The organism is Novosphingobium sp. IK01, assembly GCF_033242265.1.
Lineage (GTDB): Bacteria > Pseudomonadota > Alphaproteobacteria > Sphingomonadales > Sphingomonadaceae > Novosphingobium > Novosphingobium pituita.
The window spans coordinates 60,846-79,033 of the sequence record NZ_BTFW01000002.1 but is presented as its reverse complement, the minus strand read 5'-3'; the positions used below and the strand labels follow the sequence as shown (position 1 = coordinate 79,033).

The window sequence follows — 18,188 nt, the reverse complement described above, 5'->3', positions numbered from 1 at the left end:
CGTATATCTGTGTCCCAATAATGCACCGAGGCCTACATGGTCACCCGGGCGCCGCGGCATCATCGAGGGGGCGATGACGATGCAATTCTGTCCCAGCTTCGTCAGCAGCCGATGCAAGCCATACCCGCAGGGACCAGCTTCGTAACAGACGTTCAACGTCACGCCCGGTCCAGTCAGCCGCTTGACCAGATTCCTGATCGCATCGTCCTCGTTGGCGACCGTGCCGACGAAACGCACCTCACCAGCAGCCGCAAGCGCCAGAAGGACAAGGGGGAGGCAAAATGATCTGACAAAAGGCGGCCATCGGCAGCGGGAAATCGGCTTCCGCTCCGCTACAGCCGCTTCCCCGCTGCCGATGCTGTCCAGCCTCAACCATGGGGCTTTTTATTCAACCCAACTGGCCCCTTTTTAAACCGGTGCCTGGCCCGTTTTTATCCCGGTGTTGACAGAAATCGTTCATCGCAACTGACCTTGACAGTACATGAGCCCAATCTTGGAAACCGTGTCAGAGTTTGCAACAGAGCCCGATGCGCTGCGCGGGCTTATGCTGTTTCTGGTGAAGGACTGTTGCGAAGGGCGGGCCGAACTGTGTCACCCCCTTGCCGACGAACTGCTCGCCTGCCGTGCCGCCTGAACGACCAGGTCGAGGCTGGCATCCGAACAAGGCGGCTTCGCGCCTCCAGGAAAAGGGATGATACGGATGAAGAAGCTCGGACAGGTTGTTTCAATCGTGGCTCTGGCCTGTGGATCGGTAGCGGCCCTGGCCCAGTTACTCGCACACGTCCACTTTCTTCCGCGCGAGCGCCTTCGTCGCAGGCGAGGGCACAAGGATGAACATGACCTTGTTGTAGTGCAAGGTGAGGGCGCCGGTGACGGTGCGCTGCTCGCGCCAGACCAGCTCCGCCTCAAGGTCATCGTGGATGGCCAGCGGCCGGTGAAGGTCGCGCGGGTCGAACGGCGCCTTGGCGAACCGACGATTGTGCTGCGCCATGTAGGAGGGGAGGAAGGCGTTGGCTTGGTCGATGGTGGAGATGCGGTGGAGCCGCATGGCCTTGACCAGGCGGTCCTGCAGCGTCGCATTGACTCGCTCGACGCGTCCCTTCGCCTGCGGCGAGTTCGCGCAGATCAGCTCGATGTTGAGCCGGTACAGCGCACGGCCGAGGTGGGTCATGCCGTCGCCCTTTGCCGAGGCCGTGTTGTTGCGGAAGGCGCTGTGCTTGTCCGTGTAGAAGGCGACCGGCTTGCCGTGCCGCTCGAGATAGGTCCTTGTCGCGCGCATGTACGAGAAGGTGCTCTCGCTGCCGACCATCTCAAGGTGCATAAGCTCGCTGGTGGCATCGTCGATGAAGACCAGGAGCGTGCATTGCGGACCGCGGCCCTCGAACCACCAGTGCTTGGAGCCGTCGACCTGGATGAGCTCGCCGCGGCAGTCGCGCCGGTAGCGGGGCTGGTACGGGCGAGGGCGCTTGGCCGCACGGTCCTGCCACAGCCCGGCCTCCAGCATGATGCGCCGCAGGGTCTCGCGCGACAGGCCGATGCCATGGCGCTCGGCGAGGTACTCGCGCGCCAGCGTCGGTCCGAAGTCGGCGTAGTGCTCGCGCACCAGAGTGGCCACCTCGGCGCGGAAGGCGTCGCTGTAGCGTCGGTTGCTCGGGCGTCCTCGCTTGCGCGACACCAGGCCGCTCGCGCCGTCCTCTCGCAGGCGGCTCAGCAGCCGGTAAACCTGCCGCCTGGCAAGGCCGAGCAGCTCCATCGCGTCCGTAACCCGGATCTCGCCGCGGTCGAGCCGCATCAGCGTGTCGAACCGGGTAATCTCAGCAGCACTCATCGCCAGCACCGTCATACAATGCGCGTCCTCGTTGCCGAGAACGGCTATGACACCGACAGCCCGTCGATGGTACAAAGAGTGCCATTTCTATCTAGCGGGCTGGTGTCATTTGTACTTGGCACTTACAAGCTGCCAGTTCGATAACATAGATTATGTAAAGTTGGTGAGTCAGTTGCATCATTGTTTATCGTCCGGCGTCGCGGAGTTCGCGACCTCCATGTCTGATGGATTTCGTCGGATGACATCACCTGCACAGCGCGCGTCACCTTCGCCGAAGGCGTCGATGCCGATGCGGTCAGGAAGATAGTCGAGATACGCTCGACCGCCGGTTCGGCATCGAACATTGCACGATCCAGACCGAGGCGCCGGCCGAAACGTGAGAGAACAATCACCACCTGCATCCTTGAGGGCGATCATTGGCGCCCTGATCGCGCTCCATCAGGTCAGGATCAGCTTCCCCGCCGCAACCAGCAATACGACACCGAGCGCCTGCAGAAGGCGATGTGCAGGCAGGCGTGTCACCCCCAGCGATGTGCCGATCACCGCGCCAATCGCAACCGACACCATGAACCAAGGTAATTCGGGCGGCAGGTGTCCGACGCTCGACAGGTTGCCGGCGAGGCCGGCAATCGAGTTCGCCAGGATGAACACGGCTGCGATGCCGCTTGCCATCCGCGCGCTCGACCAGCCCGCCATGATGAGCAGCGGGCTGAGAAAGATGCCGCCTCCGGTGCCGGTCAGCCCGGAGAGCAGCCCGATCGCGGCGCCGCTCGCGACCCCGGCAGCAGGCGGCGGTGTCGTGATTTCGTCCTGCCGCTTCATCGGTCGTGGCCAGAGCAGTCGCACACCGGCGATCAGGAGGACGATACCGATCAGCGGCCGGTAGGTCGCGCCCGGCAAGGTGATGCGCCCGCCGATGAAAGCGAGCGGCAGGGAGCCGATCAGAAAGGGAAGAAGGCGTCGCCCATCGAATTGGCCGGCGCGGATGAACCGCCACGAGGTGAACGAGGCGACCATGATGTTGAGGACCAGCGCGGCCGGTCGGATTGTCGCCGGGGCGAGGCTGAACAGCGCCATGATGGCTATGTAGGCGGACGCCCCGGCGTGTCCGACCGAGGTGTAGAGGAGAGCGCCGAGCCCGAGCAGGGCGCAGATCGCGAGCAGGGTATAGGTGTCCAACGGATCGCCTAATGGAGGAGAGGAACGGCGCCGATCGCCGAGGTAGTCAGCGACGTCATTGCCGCGCCGAGGATGATCCAGAGCGTGTCGAGCTTGGTGGCGAACAGCAGCGCCAGGCTGACGACGGCGATGACGATCGTGACCGGATCGGTCAGCCCGTCCCTGGCGAGCGGGATGGCAGCGGCGAGCAGCAGCCCGGCGCTGGCGATCACCACGGTCTGGAGGACCGAGCGCACGCGGGGATGCTCCATGCGCCGGCCGACGAGGTGGACCCGCGGGATGATGAGTCCCGCCGGCGTCACCATCGCCAGCCATCCGGCGATGGCGCCCGGGATGCCGGCCACGAAATAGCCGACGCTGACCACATAGAGCCCGACCGGGCCGGGCGAGCTGCGCGTGATGACGACGGCTTCGTTGAGCTGCTTGTCGGTGAGGACGTGATGAGTTGCGGATCTCAGCGGAGCCGCGATATTCGCGCGGATCGGCTGATCGCGCGCGTCCATCGAGACGACACGGCCTTACTGCCAGCCCCACTTCCGGAAGATAGCAGCCCCTTGCGGCCCAGCAAGGAATCGGACGAATGCCTGTGCGCCGGCTTTGCCCTGCCCGCGCGTCGTCAGCGCGACGCCCGCATCCCGGTAGACGAGCCGGTTCGCGTCCAGCGGCACCACGTCGGCGACACCGGGATTTGCCTTTGCCCAGATCGGAAAGGTCACCCACGCGTCGATCGTCGGGTCGGCCTTCCAGCCCTTGAGCGCCAGCGCGGTGTTCTTGCCATAGAGCACGATGTTGCGACGGAACGCCTTGACCGTCGCGATGTCGCCGTTGCGGCCAGCAATGTCCTCCCACATGCCCTGCTGCCCGGCGCCGTCGACGACCGCGATCCTGATTCCTGGCTTCAACAGATCGGCAAAACCCCCGATATGCTTGGGGTTGCCGGGACGGACCAGGATGCCCGCCGGACGCAGATAGAGCGGCGTGACCGTATCGGGCAGCACGAGGCCGTCGAAGGTCGACACGAAGTCGCTCATCATGACCTCTGAGCCGCTATAGACGATGTCGCCGTCCGTCTTCATCGCGTTGGACCATTGCGGGGTCGGACCGGCGGTGATGATCACCTCGACGCCGTTGACCTTGCCAAAGGTCGCCGCCGCCTCCTTCATCGCCGGGGCGGGACCACCGGGGCCGTAGACGTGGATCGTCTCGGCCAACGCCGGCGGGCCCATTCCGAGCATCGTCACCGCCGCGAGCAGCGCCGCTTTCACTTCGCTGCTCCGGTATATGGCTTGAACCCGTAGCGTTCGAAGATCGCCAGCCCTTCGGGCGAGCGCACGAAGGCTAGCCACCGGCGCGCTGCCTCGGGGTGAGCCGCATTCTTCGCCACGGCGCCGGCGTAGATCGCGGTGGTGTTGTCGGCCGCGGGAATATCGACGCCCTCAATGGGGTGTCCCGCCTGCTTCTGGAACTCGACCTCCGATTGCCATGTCACCCCGGCCTGGGCCTTGCCTTGCATCAGCCAGAGCGGCGTCTGCCGGTGGTGGATGTGGGTGAGCTGGGTAGAGCCGTCCTGGACCTTGGTCTTATAGACGGCGTCGGCGAGCGACGCGCCTCCCGCCTTGGTCAGCGACGCCTCGATCTGCCGGGCGATCCCCTCGAACTCGGGGTTGGGCATGGCGAGCTTGACGCCGGGCCGCCCCAGATCGGCGAGCCCCTTGATGCCCGCCGGGTTGCCCTTGGGCACCATGATCGCGAGCGTGTTGGTGGCGTAGGGAACGACCGGCCCCTGGAGCAGCCCCGCCTCGATCTGCTTCTCGACCGCCTTCTCGCCGGCGAGATAGACGTCGGGCTTCACCGTCCACGTCATGTTGCCGACGGTGACGGTACCACCCGCCTGCATCTGGCGGACCAGCAGCCCCGGCGGGATCGTCTCCCAATACAGCCGCCCGCGATACTCGGGATATTTCGCCTCGAACGCGGCGACCAGCGGCGCCATCGCGAAGAAATAATTGCCGCCGACGTAGAGCGACAGCAGCGGGTTCTGGGGATTGCCGTGGAAGTCGGCGAGATTGTCGGCGTCCGCGATCGTGAAGCCGAAGCCGCGATCGACCGCGTCGTCGTTGCGCCCTTCCTGCCACGGCGGATAAACGCCGAGGTCGGTTACGCTCTCCACCTTCTTGTCCTGCGCCATCGCCGGAACGCCAGTCGCGGCCGTCAGCGCCAGCGCGGCGATCGCCGCGCGCCATGTGCTTGCCATTGATTGTCTCCCTGGTCGAAGGTCACAGTTGCATCAGGTCGTAGCCCTGATGCTCCAGCGTGGTAACGGTGGTGAGACCCGACAGCGCGAGCGTCACCCGCTTGTCGACCCAGTCGTACTGGAAGTCGTGCTCGGCGACCGCCTGAGCGCAGACGGCGACGTCGACCCCCGCCTTGCGAAGCTCCGCGATCAGCGGAAGGTTGGGATTGGCGACGCCGAACTTGGCGCGATATTGCGCGTCGTCGAGCGTCAGTGGCGTCGCCGGACCGTAGGTGATCGCGACGAACTTCAGGTGATCGAGCGGCACGCCGGCCGCAACGTACAGGTTGACCGTCCGCGCGACGTGATCGAGCGAGGCGTTGACGTCGCCGGGTGACTTTGCGCCCTGCGTCACCGCGAAGACGATGCGGTAGGTCTGCTTGGGGTCGGGCTTGTAGGCCGCGTTCGCCAGATAATGGATCTTGCCGTAGCCCTGGATCGTCGGCGTCGTCCAGAACCCCGGCGGCATGTCAGCTGCCATCGCCGTCCCCGCGGACGCCAGCAGCGCCCCCGCCATCATCGTCTTCATCATCGTCCTCATCGACGCCTCCTGTTGTCTCTTGTTCGCGAAGCTATGCTTCGCTCCCGTTGAATACCAACAGCTTCTGGCGACCGTTCCGATCGAAAATCATGATTGGACGCCGCGCTGGTTGCGCGGCTAGCGTTCAGTCACCCTCGAAAGGATCGTCGACCTCACGTGCTGACCATCGGCCTCTTCCTGACGATTAGCTTCCTCGTCTCGGTGGCGGGGCTGGCGGCGCTGATCTGGGCGATCTCGAGCGGCCAGTTCGCCTTCGGCCAGCGCCAGGCGCGGGTGATCTTCCACGAGGACGAGGAAGGCGAACTCGACGATCCGACCGTGTCGGGCGAGGCGATCGACCGCGAGCGTACAGCGATCGATGCGTCGACGGCGCGACCCGTCACCCTCCTGCTCGTCGCCGCGGTGCTGTGGCTGGTGCTGGGCTCGGTCTTCGGCCTGATCGCATCGCTCAAGCTTCACATGCCCGACTGGCTCGACGGCAGCGCGGCGCTGACCTTCGGGCGGCTCCGCACGCTCCACCTCACCCTCGTCATTTATGGTTGGCTGTCGCTGGCGGGCATCGCCACCGCGACCTGGATCACGCCGCGCCTGTTCCGGACGCCACTGCGATCGGCGGGGTTCGTCACCTGGGGCGCGGCGCTGTGGAACATCGGCCTCGTCGCCGGGCTGATCGCGATTGCCAGCGGATGGAACGACGGCGAGGAATGGCTGGAGATCCCGTGGCAGATCGACGGGCTGCTCGCGGTCGGCGGCGCGCTCACGGTCTTTCCGCTGCTGCGCACGGCCTTCTCGCGCGAGGTCGAGCATATCTACGTCTCGGGCTGGTATTACCTCGCCGCGATGATGTGGTTTCCGGCTCTCTTCATCATCGCCAACATCCCCTACGTCTTCGTCGGGGCCGAGCAGGCCACGGTCAACTGGTGGTTCGCGCACAACGTGCTCGGCCTGTGGCTGACCCCGCTCGGGCTCGGCGCGGCCTATTATTTCATCCCCAAGATCATCGGCAAGCCGGTCTATTCCTATGCGCTCTCGCTGCTCGGCTTTTGGGCGCTGGCGCTGTTCTACAGCCAGGTCGGCATCCACCACCTGATCGGCGGCCCCGTGCCGACCTGGGTCGTGACGCTCTCGGTCGTGCAGAGCGTGATGATGTTCGTGCCTGTGCTCGCGGTCGCCATCAACCAGCACGTCGTCGTCGCGCGGAACTTGTGGGCGTTCCGCGCCTCGTTGCCGCTGCGCTTCGTGTCGCTCGGCGCGGTCATGTACACGCTCGCCTCGTTCGAGGGATCGCTGGAGGCGCTGCGCTCGATCAACACCGTCACGCACTTCACCCAGTTCACGATCGGCCATGCCCATCTCGGCGCCTATGGCTTTGCCAGCTTCATCATGTTCGGCGGTGTCTACTACATGATGCCGCGGATCACCGGGCGACCATGGCCGTGGCCGGGGCTGATCGCGGCGCACTTCTGGTGCGTGGTCGTGGGCTTCGCGCTCTATTTCACGGCGCTGACGATCGGCGGCTGGCTCGAAGGCGAGGCGATGCTTGACGCCTCGCGCCCCTTCTCGGCGAGCGTGATCCTGCTGAAGCCGTTCCTCGAGGGCCGCTCGCTCGGCGGTGCGATCATGACGCTCGGCCACTTCCTGTTCGCGATCAACGTCGCCGCCATCCTCCTGCCCCGCTCGGCCTCGCGTGCGGCGGTCGCGGCATGAACCGCGCCGTCCCGCTCGTCATCCTGTCGATGGTCATCCTCGCCTTCGCGACGCTGATGCTGGTGGTCGGCCCCAAGCTGCAGATCGGCCGGGAGGTGCCCGCGGCCGGCCTGCAGCCATACACCGCCGAGCAGCTTCGCGGACGCGAGGTCTACGTATCGATGGGCTGCGTCTACTGCCACAGCCAGCAGCCGCGCACCCCCGACCAGGCGCCCGACGCCGAGCGCGGCTGGGGTCGCCCCTCGGTCGCCGCCGACTATGCGCACGACTATCCGCACCTGATGGGCACGATGCGGACCGGGCCCGACCTGTTCAACGTCGGCGCGCGCCTGCCGAGTGCCTCCTGGCAGCTGACTCACCTGTACCAACCTCGCGCCGTCTCGCCGTGGAGCATCATGCCGGCCTATCCTTTCCTCTTCGAGGTGAAGGATCGGGCGGCTCCCGGCGACGTCGTCGTCTGGCTGCCGCCCAAGGCGCGCATCGTGGGCAAGGTCGTCGTCGCCAAGCCGGCGGCGCGCGAGCTCGTCGCCTACCTCCTCTCGCTCGACCACACCTATCCCGCGCCGGCCAAGGCGATCCGCGACGACGGCTATGCCGTGGGGCAGGTGGGCAAGTGACCGCGCCGCCGCCCGAGGACGAGCGGTTCGAGCCCTACGAGCCCCGCCGCCGCATCCCGCTCCCGGTCTACTGGATCGCGATCGCCTTGGTGCTGTGGGGCGCGATGACGCTGTTGCAGGACAGCGCGGCGCATCGTCGCAGCGATACCGCCCGCATCGCGCAGGCCCGCCAGACGCTCGCGCAGCAGGACGCGCCGGGAGCGCTGCTGTTCGCCGAGCGCTGCTCGACCTGCCACCAGGGCGACGGCGGCGGCATCGCCGGCGCGGTCCCGCCGCTCTCGGGTTCGCCTGTCGTTGCAGCCGACCCGCACGCGATCGTCCAGATCCTGCTCCACGGCATCACCGGGCCGATCGCGATCGAGGGCAAGACCTATGACGGTCATATGCCCGCGTTCGCGAGCGTCCTCGACGACGCGCAACTCGCACGGCTCGCCAGCTATGTTCGCCGGACCTGGGGTTCTCGAGGACCGACGCTCGATGCCGCCTTCGTCGCCCGGGAACGCGCCGCCACCGCCAACAGGGCCGGGCCCTGGCAGGGCGGTGCCGACGTCGCTCAGATGGTGCCAGCAATGGGGGCGCAGCCGTCCAACCCCATCGCGCCTCCCGCGCCGGACCAGGCGTTGGCGATGAGAATCGCCTTCAACGGCGTCCGCGGTGGCTGGTCCTGCGCCTCGTGCCACGGCATGGCAGGCGAAGGGCGCGATGGTGTGCCGCGGCTGGCCGGGCTGCCGGCCGACTATATCGCGGCGCAGCTGACCAACTTCGCGAGCGGCGCGCGCGCGAACGACTCCATGTACACCGTGTCGCGGCAGCTCGCTCCGGCTGAGCGTGCGGCGCTCGCCCACTACTATGCCGGCCTTGCGACGCCCTCGAACGCCCGTCCTTCGCTCGGCGGCGATATCGGGCGCGGGGCAACGCTGGCTCTGCTCGGTGACGATCGCGCGCAAATCCCCTCCTGCTTCTCGTGTCACGGATCTTCCGGATTTGGCGTCGCCCCTTCGTTCCCGGCGATCGCCGCACAGCATCCGGGCTATGCGGCCGGACGGGTCGCAGCGATCGCGGCGCTCGGCAAGAACGCCAACCTGATGACCCCGATCGCCAAACGGTTGAACGACGCCGACCGGCGGGCCGTCGCCGATTATCTGGCGACGCTTCCGCCGACGCCGGCCGGAGTTGCCACAGCGAGGAAGGAGAGATGATGGACGAGTCCCGCGATCCCGCCAGCAGCGAGCCGCCGCGTGATCATGATCGTGCGCGGACCACTCGCCGCGGCCTCTACGCCCTTGGTGGCGGCGTAACGCTGTTCGTCTTCGCGGTGCTCATCCGCGACGAGTTCCACCATGCGCCCACGCCCGATGCCGCCGTATCGGCGCCGGGCACGCCGGTCAGCTTCACGCCACCACCGATGAGCAAGATCCCCGGCGGTCCTGAAGGCGACGCGATCCGCCACGGGCTCGCGATCTTCGAGAATACCGGTACGCAGGCATCGCAGTTCGTCGGCAACGGCCTTGCCTGTCGCAATTGCCACCTCGACGGCGGGCGCAAGACCAACTCGGCACCGATGTGGGCGGCGTGGGTCAGCTACCCCCAGTACCGGTCCAAGAACGGGAAGATCAACACCATGGAAGACCGGCTGAAGGGCTGCTTCAGCTATTCGATGAACGCGCAGGACAGTCCGAGCGGCGGACCGCCCAAGCCCGGCGATCCGGTCTATGCCGATCTCCAGACCTATTTCCATTGGCTCGCGAAGGGTGCGCCCACCGACACCAAGCTGAAGGGCGCGGGTTTCGTAAAGCTCAAGCTGACCGCGCTCGGCTACGATCGCAGCCGTGGCCAGGCGGTTTATGCCCAGCATTGCGCGGCCTGCCACGGTGCCGATGGACAGGGCCGCACCGACCTCAACGGCCGGGTCGTCTTCCCGGCGCTGTGGGGGCCGAAAAGTTACAACTGGGGCGCCGGCATGGCGGTGGTCAATAATGCCGCCGGTTTCATCAAGGCGAATATGCCGCTCGGCGCGGGCAATTCGCTCAGCGACCAGCAGTCGTGGGACGCCGCCGCCTGGATCGATAGCCAGGAACGGCCCAAGGATCCGCGCCAGAAAGGCACCGTCGAGGAGAACGCCAAGGCGTTCCATGCCAAGGAAAAGACCTTCTACGGCAAGATGGTCGACGGCCACCTGCTGGGAACCGGCACCGCCCCGCCCACGCGAATCGCCTCGCGCTGACGCGCGGATGGAGCAGCGCCAGCTCTTCGCCGTTGATGGCCTGTTCTGTGCCGGATGCGCGCGCGGGCTGGAAAAGCGCCTTGCGGCTCTCGACGGCGTCGTCGCCGCCGGCGTCCACTTCGTCACCGCGTCCGCGTTGGTCCGCTGGGACCCGGCGCGCTGCGATCCGCAGGCGATCGGCCGCCGCGTCGGCGAGGCGGGCTACCGGCTGATCGAGCGGCAGAGTCTGGCCGACACTGCGGCGCGGTTCGATCGCGAGGTGCAGAGGCTGGCGCTGCGGCTCGCGGTCGCGATCGTCTTCGGCATGTGGTCGATGGGGGCGGCGCTCATTCTCTACGTCCAACCGGACATCGCATCCCCTGTCGCCTGGTGGATCGCGCTCGCCTCCGGGCTGTTCGCCCTGCCCGTGCTCGCCTATTCGGGCGCGGCGATCTTTCGCATGGCGTGGCGCTCGATCCGGCTGCGTGCGCCAGGTCTCGACCTGCTGATCGCGACCGGCGCGAGCGGCGCGGTGGTGCTCTCGACCGCTTCGCTCGTTCGCGGGGAAGCGCAGGTCTATTTCGACACCGCGACGATGCTGGTGACGCTGCTCCTTCTGGGTCGTCTGATTGAGACACGGGTCCGCCGCACTGCGATCCAAGCCTTGTCGGCGGTGGACGATCTGGCAGCGAACCAGGCGGTCGCACTGGCGGATGGTGGATCGGTGGAGCTGCGGCAGCTTGCGATCGGCGCATCGATCATGATCGATGCCGGAGCAGTGATCCCCGGCGATGGCGTCGTCGTCGAGGGCGAAAGCCTTATCGATCGCTCGATCATGACCGGGGAGGCCATGGCGAGCGCCATTGGCCCGGATGACCGGGTGCAGGCGGGAACGACGAACCTGCGGCGCAGACTGATGGTGCGGGTCGACCGTGCTTATGGCGACCGCGACATCGACCGCATGGGCGGCCGGATCGCGCTCGAGATCGCCGGCCGCGGCGAACCGCGTCGCGCGCTCGATCAATGGATCGCGCGATTGCTTGCCGCCGCACCGGCCTGGTCGGCCCTCGCCTTCCTGATCGCTTTCGCTCTTGGAGCCTCGCTGGTCGAAGCGATGACGCGTGCGCTCGCGACGCTGATCGTCATCTGCCCCTGCGCGCTGGCGATCGCCGCACCGCTCGCGCATGTTCGAGCCGCAGGCGTTGCGGCACGACGCGGGATCCGGATCGCCGACCCCGCCGCGCTCGAGGCGCTCGCCGGCATGCGGACGGCGATCTTTGACAAGACCGGAACGCTGACCCTCGCTCGGCTTCGGGTTGATCTGGTCGAGCCGATCGCACCGTTCGCCAGGGAAGAGCTGCTCGAGGCCGCCGCGGCCGCCGAGCGCGGGATCGATCACCCGATCGCGCGCGCCCTGGCGAACGGTGCGGACGGACCCGCAGGCAACCGCTTCGACCGAAGCGCAGGTGGAGTAGATCTGCGTGGTCGGGATGTGGCTGTGAGTTCGGCCAATGACGCGTGCGATGATGGCCGGACCTGGCTCGACGTGATGATCGATGGCCAGCGCGCAGGTAGGATCGGCTTGGCCGACACGCTCGACCAGGAAGCGCCCGCGACCATCGCAGAGCTGCATGCGGCCGGGATCGAGGTGAGGCTGGCGACGGGAGACGGCGTGGACGCGGCGCTGTCGGTGGCGGGCCGCGTCGGCGTGCCGCAGACGATGGTCGCGGCAGGTTGCACACCGCTCGATAAGGCAAAGCTGGTCGCTGCGGTGTTGCATCCAGTGATCGTGATCGGCGACGGCGTCAACGACGCGCCCGCGCTGGCAGCGGCCGATTGCGGCATCACCGTCGCGCGCGCGCATGCCGCCGCGGCCGCAACGGCCGGGCTGGTGCTTGAAGTTGGCGGGATCGGGACCGTGCTGCCTGCGTGGCGACTAGCGAGGCGAACGCAGCACGTGATTACGCAAAATTTCGTACTCGCAACAGGCTATAACATCGTGGCGGTGCCGCTCGCGGTTTTGGGCCTGATGACCCCTCTTGTCGCAGCGGCTGCGATGGTCGCGAGCTCATGCCTAGTGACGATGAACGCGATGCGCCTGAACTGACGAGGCAACTAAGATTTTGGTTCAGCTTCTGCCTAAATTCGTGCGCAAAGCGCCGCTCCGTCGTACTCGCCTTCGAAAAAAGTCATTCTTCCGCAGAGCTTGTCGTCGGTGTTGGTCAAGTCGGGGGGTGATCAGGGGCATTCGAGATCGGTACAGGAAAGCCGCTCGGCATCTACGCAATGGTCAACTGCAGCGGGGCTAAGACGGCTTCCATATCGAGGGTCGTCACATATCGTTCCGATCCCTTCAAGCGAGCGGTTCAGCGCGGGGTGGCGATACAGGGCGAGACGAATAGCCGGCCAGCCCAGGCCCCCGACAGCGTCTTGGCGCCCACCAGCAGCCACATCGCCGCGAGCGCCACCGTCAGCACCGTCCCGGTCACGCCGAAGAAGACGAGGTGCAGCGTCGTGCCGAGCCGGAAGGTCGCGACCGTGTAGACGCCGAGCGGGAAAGTATAGCCCCACCAGCCGAGGTTGAACGGCACGCCCGCCCGCCAGTAGCGGATCGTGATCAGCGTCGCGAGCAGCAGCCACCACAGGCCGAAGCCCCACAACAGCAGCCCCGCCACAGTGCCAAGGCCCTGCGCCACGGCGCCGACCAGCCCCAGACCGTTTGCCGCCAGGATCGCGGGCGCATCGCCGCCCAGCACCAGCATGCCGAGCGCACCGGTCCCGATGGGTCCTAACGCCAGCCAAGAGGAAGCCGCCATGCTCTCGTGCGGCAGCTTGTGCAGCGCCATGCGCAGGATCAGGATGGCGAGGATGCCGAACGCCACCGGCACTGAATAGGCCCACAGCACGTAGGAGGTGGCGAGCACCACCATCTGCATGTGTGCGCCCACCAGGTGCGGCGCGAGCAGCCCGCCACTGGCGCCGGCGACCTCGGCCGCGACCACCGGCAGTAGCCACACTGCGGTCATACCATCCAAGTTGTGCTCGTGGCGCGTGAACATGAGGTAGGGGATCAGCACGCCGCAGGCGAGCGACATCGCCACGTCCAACCACCACAGGACCTGCGCCACGCCTACGATCCCGGGTCCGAAGCGGGCGATGCCGAAGGCGAGGCAGCCGTTGATGATCGTCGCCAGCCCCATCGGGATCGTGCCGATGAACATGGACACGGTGTTGTGGCCAAAGATGCGCTTGGCCTCATGCCCGAACAGAAGCCAGCGCGCGCCGTAAAGGCCGCTGAAAAGCATGAAGAGGCCGATGTTGAACAGCCACAGTGCCTCCCCGATCGGCTTCACCGCCGGGCCGATGCCCGGCATCTGCGGCAGGGCGAGCGCCAGGATGCCAGTGCCCATGGTCGCGGCGAACCAGTTGGGGGTGAACTGGCGGATCATCTCCCGCGGGTGTTCGAGCTGCACCAAAGGGCGCCAACCGCGCCTCACTTCTTGGAGGTTTCCGGTGTCGTCGGGCGTCATCTCGCCTGCTCCTTGATGAGGTCGGTCAACGCGTCGGCTGCCCGGGTGCGGTAGCGTTCCTTGTGGCGAAGCGCGTGGAACGGACGGTCGGGTAGGACGAACGGCAGCTCGGCGAGCGTGCCGGCCGCGAGTGCGGGCGCCACGACGAGGCGCGAGAGCGCCGCCACCCCTGCCCCGGCCTCTACCGCGGTCCGCACCGCCTCGTTCGAGGGCAAGGTCATCGTCACATCGAGACTTGCTGGATCGACGCCACGGCCACGTAGCACCTCCTCGAAGCTGGAGCGCGTGCCCGAGCCCTGCTCGCGTACGATCCAGCGTGCGGCACGGAGCCACGCCTCGTCGACTTGGGCCACGTCCGCTCGGCTAACCAAGACCATCGGATCCTGCCCCACGATCCAGTCGGCCAAGGCGGGCTCGTCGATTACGCCTTCCACGAAACCTAATTCGGCGGCCCCATCCAGCACCTGGGCAGCGGCGCCTTCCGTGTTGTCGATCGCGAGCTCGACCGCGATCTGCGGATGGCGTTCATGGAAAGCCGCCAGGATCGGTGGCAGCCAGTAGCTGGCGATGGTCTGGCTGGCGACCAACCTCAGCGTGCCGCGCGCCAGCCCCGCATAGTCGGCCAGCATCGTCTCGGCATGCGCGGCGCGGCCGAGCACGGAGCGTGCCTCGTCCAGGAAGCCGCGGCCTGCCTCAGTCAGCTGGATGCCACGGCCCACGCGATGGAACAGCGGGACGCCGTAGCGCCCCTCCAGCGCGGCGATCGCCCCAGAGGCAGCCGACTGCGTCACGTTGAGCGCCTCCGCGGCCCGCGTCATGTGCTCGCGTTCCGCCACGCCGACAAAGATCCGAAGCTGCTCAAGCGTCATTGTGTTGCCTCCTGTAGCCACGAGATAGGCTTCGAGGATCGATCACACCAACCGTTTGTGGCGCTTGTTCCAATCACATGATCGTATCGATCTGCTGGCGACGAGAGGCGGCAGCCCAATCCGTTCCGTCAGCCGATCAAAATGATCTCAGCCGACGCAGTGATTTGCCGCCGCCTGCAACCTATCTGGAAGTCAGGAGGACACATCGTCCCATGCTCCAATCGCTCGACCCCGTCGTGCTCGCCCGTGCGCAGTTTGCGTTCACGGTGTCGTTCCATTTCATCTTCCCGGCCTTCTCGATCGGACTGGCGAGCTATTTGCTCGTACTGGAAAGCCTGTGGCTGCGCACGGGCAAGCAGCTCTATCTCGACCTGTTCCGCTATTGGGTGAAGATCTTCGCGGTGGCGTTCGGGATGGGCGTCGTGTCGGGCATCGTCATGTCCTACCAGTTTGGCACCAACTGGTCGGTGTTCTCGGCCAAGGCCGGGCCGGTGATCGGACCGATCATGGCCTATGAGGTCCTGACCGCCTTCTTCCTCGAAGCCGGCTTCCTCGGCGTCATGCTGTTCGGAATGAAGAAGGTCGGCCCGCGCCTTCATCTGCTCGCAACGGCGATGGTGGCACTCGGCACGCTGATCTCGGCCACTTGGATTGTCGATGCCAACAGCTGGATGCACACCCCTGCCGGGTTCGCAATCAATGCGCAGGGCCAGTTCGTGCCGGCCGGCTCATGGTGGCCGATCATTTTCAACCCGAGCTTCCCCTACCGCGTCGTCCACACCGTCATCGGCGCCTATCTCACCACCTCGCTGGTGGTGGGCGCGGTCGGAGCTTGGCACCTGCTGCGCGACGCCGGTGACGCGCACGCGCGCAAGATGTTCTCGATGGCGATGTGGATGGCGGCGCTGGTGGCACCGGTCCAGATCTTCGCGGGCGACACCCAGGGGCTCAACACCCTCCAGTATGAGCCGGCGAAGATCGCGGCGATGGAAGGGCATTTCGACAGCCATCCGCATGGCGCGCCGCTCGTTCTGTTCGGCATCCCCGATCCCGCACGCCACCGCATGGATCATGCCATCGAGGTGCCCAAGCTGTCTTCGCTCATCCTCAAGCACGACCTGAACGCGCCGCTGGCGGGGCTCGACGCCTTCCCCGCGAACCGCGTGCCGCCGGTCTCGATCCTGTTCTGGTCGTTCCGCCTCATGGTCGGGCTCGGCTTCGCAATGCTCGACCTCGGCCTGTGGAGCCTGTGGGCGCGCTGGCGGGGGACACTGTTCGAGAACCGCTGGTTGCAGCGCGCCGCGATCCTGATGGGGCCTTCGGGCTTCGTCGCGGTGCTGGCAGGCTGGGTGACGACCGAGGTCGGCCGGCAGCCCTGGACGGTCTACGGCCATCTCCTCACCGCCCAGTCGCACTCCCCGCTCGCCGCGCCGGCCGTCGCCGCCTCACTCACCGCCTTCGTGCTGGTCTACTTCGCCGCCTTCGGCGCAGGCACCTGGTATATCCTGCGCCTGATGGCGCGCTCGCCCGACGCGGGCGAGCCAGAGCCCGCTCACATGCCGGTGCGCGCCGCGGGGATCACACCGGCGCCTGGCGTCGATGCCGACGGGCCGAAGGTGGAAGTGCACGCATGAGTTACGACCTCGACCTCTCGACCGCCTGGGCTTGCGTCATCGCCTTCGCGATCTTCGCCTACGTGGTGATGGACGGGTTTGATCTCGGCATCGGCATCCTGTTTCCAACTCTCAAGGTCGGCCCGGAGCGGGATGCGGCGATGAACAGCATCGCGCCCGTTTGGGATGGCAACGAGACCTGGCTGGTGCTGGGTGGTGGTGGGCTCCTGGCAGCGTTCCCGCTGGCCTATTCGATCATCCTGCCCGCGACCTACCCGCTCATTATCGCCATGCTGCTCGGGCTGGTGTTCCGCGGCGTGGCGTTCGAGTTCCGCTGGCGGCACGCGCCGCATCGCCCGCTCTGGGACGCGGCGTTCACCATCGGCTCGGTCGTTGCGACGCTAGCGCAGGGCATCGCGCTCGGCGCCATTCTTCAGGGTATCTCGGTGCGGAGCGATGCTGCTGCGGGCGGTTGGACCTATGCCGGTGGCTGGCTCGACTGGCTATCACCGTTTTCGCTGCTCACCGGCGCGTCGCTGCTCGTCGGCTATGCGCTGCTCGGCGCATGCTGGCTGGTGTGGAAAACGGAAGCGTCGGGTCAGGCACATGCCCGGCGCATGGCGTTCTGGTTGGCGATCGCCATGCTGGTCGCGCTCGCTGCAGTGAGCGCCGCCACGCCCTTCCTCAGCTATGCCTACTGGCGGCGCTGGTTCGCGGTCCCCGGCGTGTTTGTGACGGCGCAGGTGCCGCTGCTTGTACTCGTCACCGCCGTGCTGTTCTTCCGCTCGCTGGCACGTGGCGGCGAGCGCCTGCCATTCCTGCTCGCGCTCGGGCTATTCCTGCTCGGGTTCGTCGGGCTCGGGGTCAGCATGTATCCTTACATGGGGTTCTAAGCCGGAACCGCCGAAAATTCCGTCAGCCGATCAACGTGGCTTGTCCCGCGCCCGGTCGATGGGGTAGACCCAACAGTCGTGTCACTAGCCGCCATTTCGATCACGGCAATGCCAGCCGGACGTCACGTCCAGATTGTTCCGGTCTGGATGAGGCCGACTGACGTCTCGGATGACGGGTGGCATACAACTGCTGTGAGTCCTGCAGGGGGGCAGCTGCCTGACCGGACGGCGAGCATCAGCCCATCTCATGTATTAGTCATGTCAGCTTTGACACTGCGCACGCGACGGCACCCGACCCGTTGCAGACCCCCAGACATATGGAAAGCTGACGCTCAACGTGGAGTTAGCCGGCGCGGCGCGGCTTCATCGCGCAGCGTCCGTGTTGATGGATGGGTTAGAACTCTCTGGGGCACACATTTGAGAAAGACTATTTTTCAGCCAACGCAAAACCCGCGTTGCCAGATGCAACCACTGAGACAAATACAAACGGCACTGGACTAGTATTTAGAGCGCCATGCACTTGGCCAGGTTTTGCTATGGCAATATCTCCAGCCTTTAGATGAGCGACTTTGCCGCCTCCTTGGTAATACTCAGCCTCTCCAGAGATAACCGTCCAAGTATCTTGGCCGTCCGGGTGAACATGAGCGGTTATTTCTTGCCCAGGATGGGCATGCCAAACAACAACTGCTGAGTCCTTGGTTTCCAGAACCACTGAACGAATTGGTTCGCCGTCAGACGGACGAATATATTCTGTTACCGAAAATATTCTTGATTCCATTTCCATATCCACTCCAAAAATCAATTTGGCTTGAGAAGTTATTACAGAACAACTGTATCCGAGAGTTCTACGTTGCCGATAACCGGCCCGAAACGGCGGCGCAACGCGCCGCTGTTGGGGGTCCGTGTTCATCGGCG

16 protein-coding genes and 2 pseudogenes are annotated in these 18,188 nt (G+C 66.0%); 8 read left to right on the top strand and 10 right to left on the bottom strand.

All coding sequences use genetic code 11. From position 1 onward, the window contains the following. Window positions 1–33 precede the first annotated feature (33 nt). A pseudogene (locus SBI20_RS17630) lies at window positions 34–243 on the bottom strand (IS110 family transposase); the annotation flags it as partial. Between the two features lie 283 nt (window positions 244–526). Here SBI20_RS17630 and SBI20_RS16685 point away from each other — a divergent pair. Further along, window positions 527–634 (top strand): annotated as a pseudogene (locus SBI20_RS16685) (transcriptional regulator); the annotation flags it as partial. Window positions 635–769: 135 nt separating this feature from the next. Here SBI20_RS16685 and SBI20_RS16680 read toward each other — a convergent pair. From SBI20_RS16680 to SBI20_RS16655, 6 genes are all read right to left on the bottom strand, one after another. Beyond that, complete coding sequence (locus tag SBI20_RS16680; RefSeq protein WP_317976221.1) at window positions 770–1,843, bottom strand: ISNCY family transposase; 1,074 nt, start codon at window positions 1,841–1,843, stop codon at window positions 770–772. Between the two features lie 423 nt (window positions 1,844–2,266). Further along, complete coding sequence (locus tag SBI20_RS16675) at window positions 2,267–3,007, bottom strand: sulfite exporter TauE/SafE family protein (RefSeq protein ID WP_317976220.1); 741 nt, start codon at window positions 3,005–3,007, stop codon at window positions 2,267–2,269. Window positions 3,008–3,015: 8 nt separating this feature from the next. After that, window positions 3,016–3,510: a chromate transporter gene (locus tag SBI20_RS16670; protein ID WP_317976219.1), complete on the bottom strand. Its 495-nt coding sequence runs from the start codon at window positions 3,508–3,510 to the stop codon at window positions 3,016–3,018. A gap of 15 nt (window positions 3,511–3,525) precedes the next feature. Beyond that, window positions 3,526–4,272, bottom strand: a complete 747-nt coding sequence (locus SBI20_RS16665; RefSeq protein ID WP_317976218.1) for a substrate-binding domain-containing protein — start codon at window positions 4,270–4,272, stop codon at window positions 3,526–3,528. Then, on the bottom strand, window positions 4,269–5,261 hold the full coding sequence (locus tag SBI20_RS16660) for a substrate-binding domain-containing protein (RefSeq protein ID WP_317976217.1): 993 nt from the start codon (window positions 5,259–5,261) through the stop codon (window positions 4,269–4,271). The genes SBI20_RS16665 and SBI20_RS16660 overlap by 4 nt, the downstream gene beginning before the upstream one ends. A 22-nt stretch (window positions 5,262–5,283) precedes the next feature. Beyond that, complete coding sequence (locus SBI20_RS16655; protein ID WP_317976216.1) at window positions 5,284–5,841, bottom strand: DsrE family protein; 558 nt, start codon at window positions 5,839–5,841, stop codon at window positions 5,284–5,286. 156 nt (window positions 5,842–5,997) lie between these two features. Here SBI20_RS16655 and SBI20_RS16650 point away from each other — a divergent pair, with 156 nt between their 5' ends. Genes SBI20_RS16650 through SBI20_RS16630 form a run of 5 tightly spaced genes read left to right on the top strand, consistent with a single transcriptional unit; the run spans window position 5,998 to window position 12,475 of the window. Then, window positions 5,998–7,548: a cbb3-type cytochrome c oxidase subunit I gene (locus SBI20_RS16650; RefSeq protein ID WP_317976215.1), complete on the top strand. Its 1,551-nt coding sequence runs from the start codon at window positions 5,998–6,000 to the stop codon at window positions 7,546–7,548. Further along, window positions 7,545–8,165, top strand: coding sequence for a cbb3-type cytochrome c oxidase subunit II (locus SBI20_RS16645; protein WP_198355591.1), 621 nt, complete (start codon window positions 7,545–7,547; stop codon window positions 8,163–8,165). The genes SBI20_RS16650 and SBI20_RS16645 overlap by 4 nt, the downstream gene beginning before the upstream one ends. Beyond that, complete coding sequence (locus SBI20_RS16640) at window positions 8,162–9,364, top strand: c-type cytochrome (RefSeq protein ID WP_198355592.1); 1,203 nt, start codon at window positions 8,162–8,164, stop codon at window positions 9,362–9,364. Before SBI20_RS16645 ends, SBI20_RS16640 begins: the two co-directional genes overlap by 4 nt. Next, a complete protein-coding gene (locus SBI20_RS16635; RefSeq protein ID WP_317976214.1) occupies window positions 9,361–10,389 on the top strand; it encodes a c-type cytochrome in 1,029 nt (342 codons plus the stop codon). The genes SBI20_RS16640 and SBI20_RS16635 overlap by 4 nt, the downstream gene beginning before the upstream one ends. A 7-nt stretch (window positions 10,390–10,396) precedes the next feature. Beyond that, window positions 10,397–12,475: a heavy metal translocating P-type ATPase gene (locus tag SBI20_RS16630; RefSeq protein WP_317976213.1), complete on the top strand. Its 2,079-nt coding sequence runs from the start codon at window positions 10,397–10,399 to the stop codon at window positions 12,473–12,475. Window positions 12,476–12,734: 259 nt separating this feature from the next. Here the strand turns inward: SBI20_RS16630 and SBI20_RS16625 are convergent, their stop codons facing one another. Both SBI20_RS16625 and SBI20_RS16620 read right to left on the bottom strand, forming a co-directional pair. Further along, window positions 12,735–13,898 carry a TDT family transporter gene (locus tag SBI20_RS16625; protein WP_173575253.1) on the bottom strand — a complete coding sequence of 388 codons (1,164 nt, stop codon included), beginning with the start codon at window positions 13,896–13,898 and terminating at the stop codon, window positions 12,735–12,737. Further along, entirely contained in the window at window positions 13,895–14,767 is an 873-nt protein-coding gene (locus SBI20_RS16620) for a LysR substrate-binding domain-containing protein (protein ID WP_198355605.1), read from the bottom strand. The genes SBI20_RS16625 and SBI20_RS16620 overlap by 4 nt, the downstream gene beginning before the upstream one ends. 212 nt (window positions 14,768–14,979) lie before the next feature. Here SBI20_RS16620 and SBI20_RS16615 point away from each other — a divergent pair, with 212 nt between their 5' ends. Next, a complete protein-coding gene (locus tag SBI20_RS16615; RefSeq protein ID WP_317976212.1) occupies window positions 14,980–16,401 on the top strand; it encodes a cytochrome ubiquinol oxidase subunit I in 1,422 nt (473 codons plus the stop codon). Continuing rightward, entirely contained in the window at window positions 16,398–17,273 is an 876-nt protein-coding gene (gene cydB, locus SBI20_RS16610) for a cytochrome d ubiquinol oxidase subunit II (RefSeq protein ID WP_317976211.1), read from the top strand. The genes SBI20_RS16615 and cydB overlap by 4 nt, the downstream gene beginning before the upstream one ends. Before the next feature lie 427 nt (window positions 17,274–17,700). Here cydB and SBI20_RS16605 read toward each other — a convergent pair whose 3' ends face one another. After that, complete coding sequence (locus tag SBI20_RS16605; protein ID WP_012435589.1) at window positions 17,701–18,057, bottom strand: cupin domain-containing protein; 357 nt, start codon at window positions 18,055–18,057, stop codon at window positions 17,701–17,703. Window positions 18,058–18,188 lie beyond the last annotated feature (131 nt).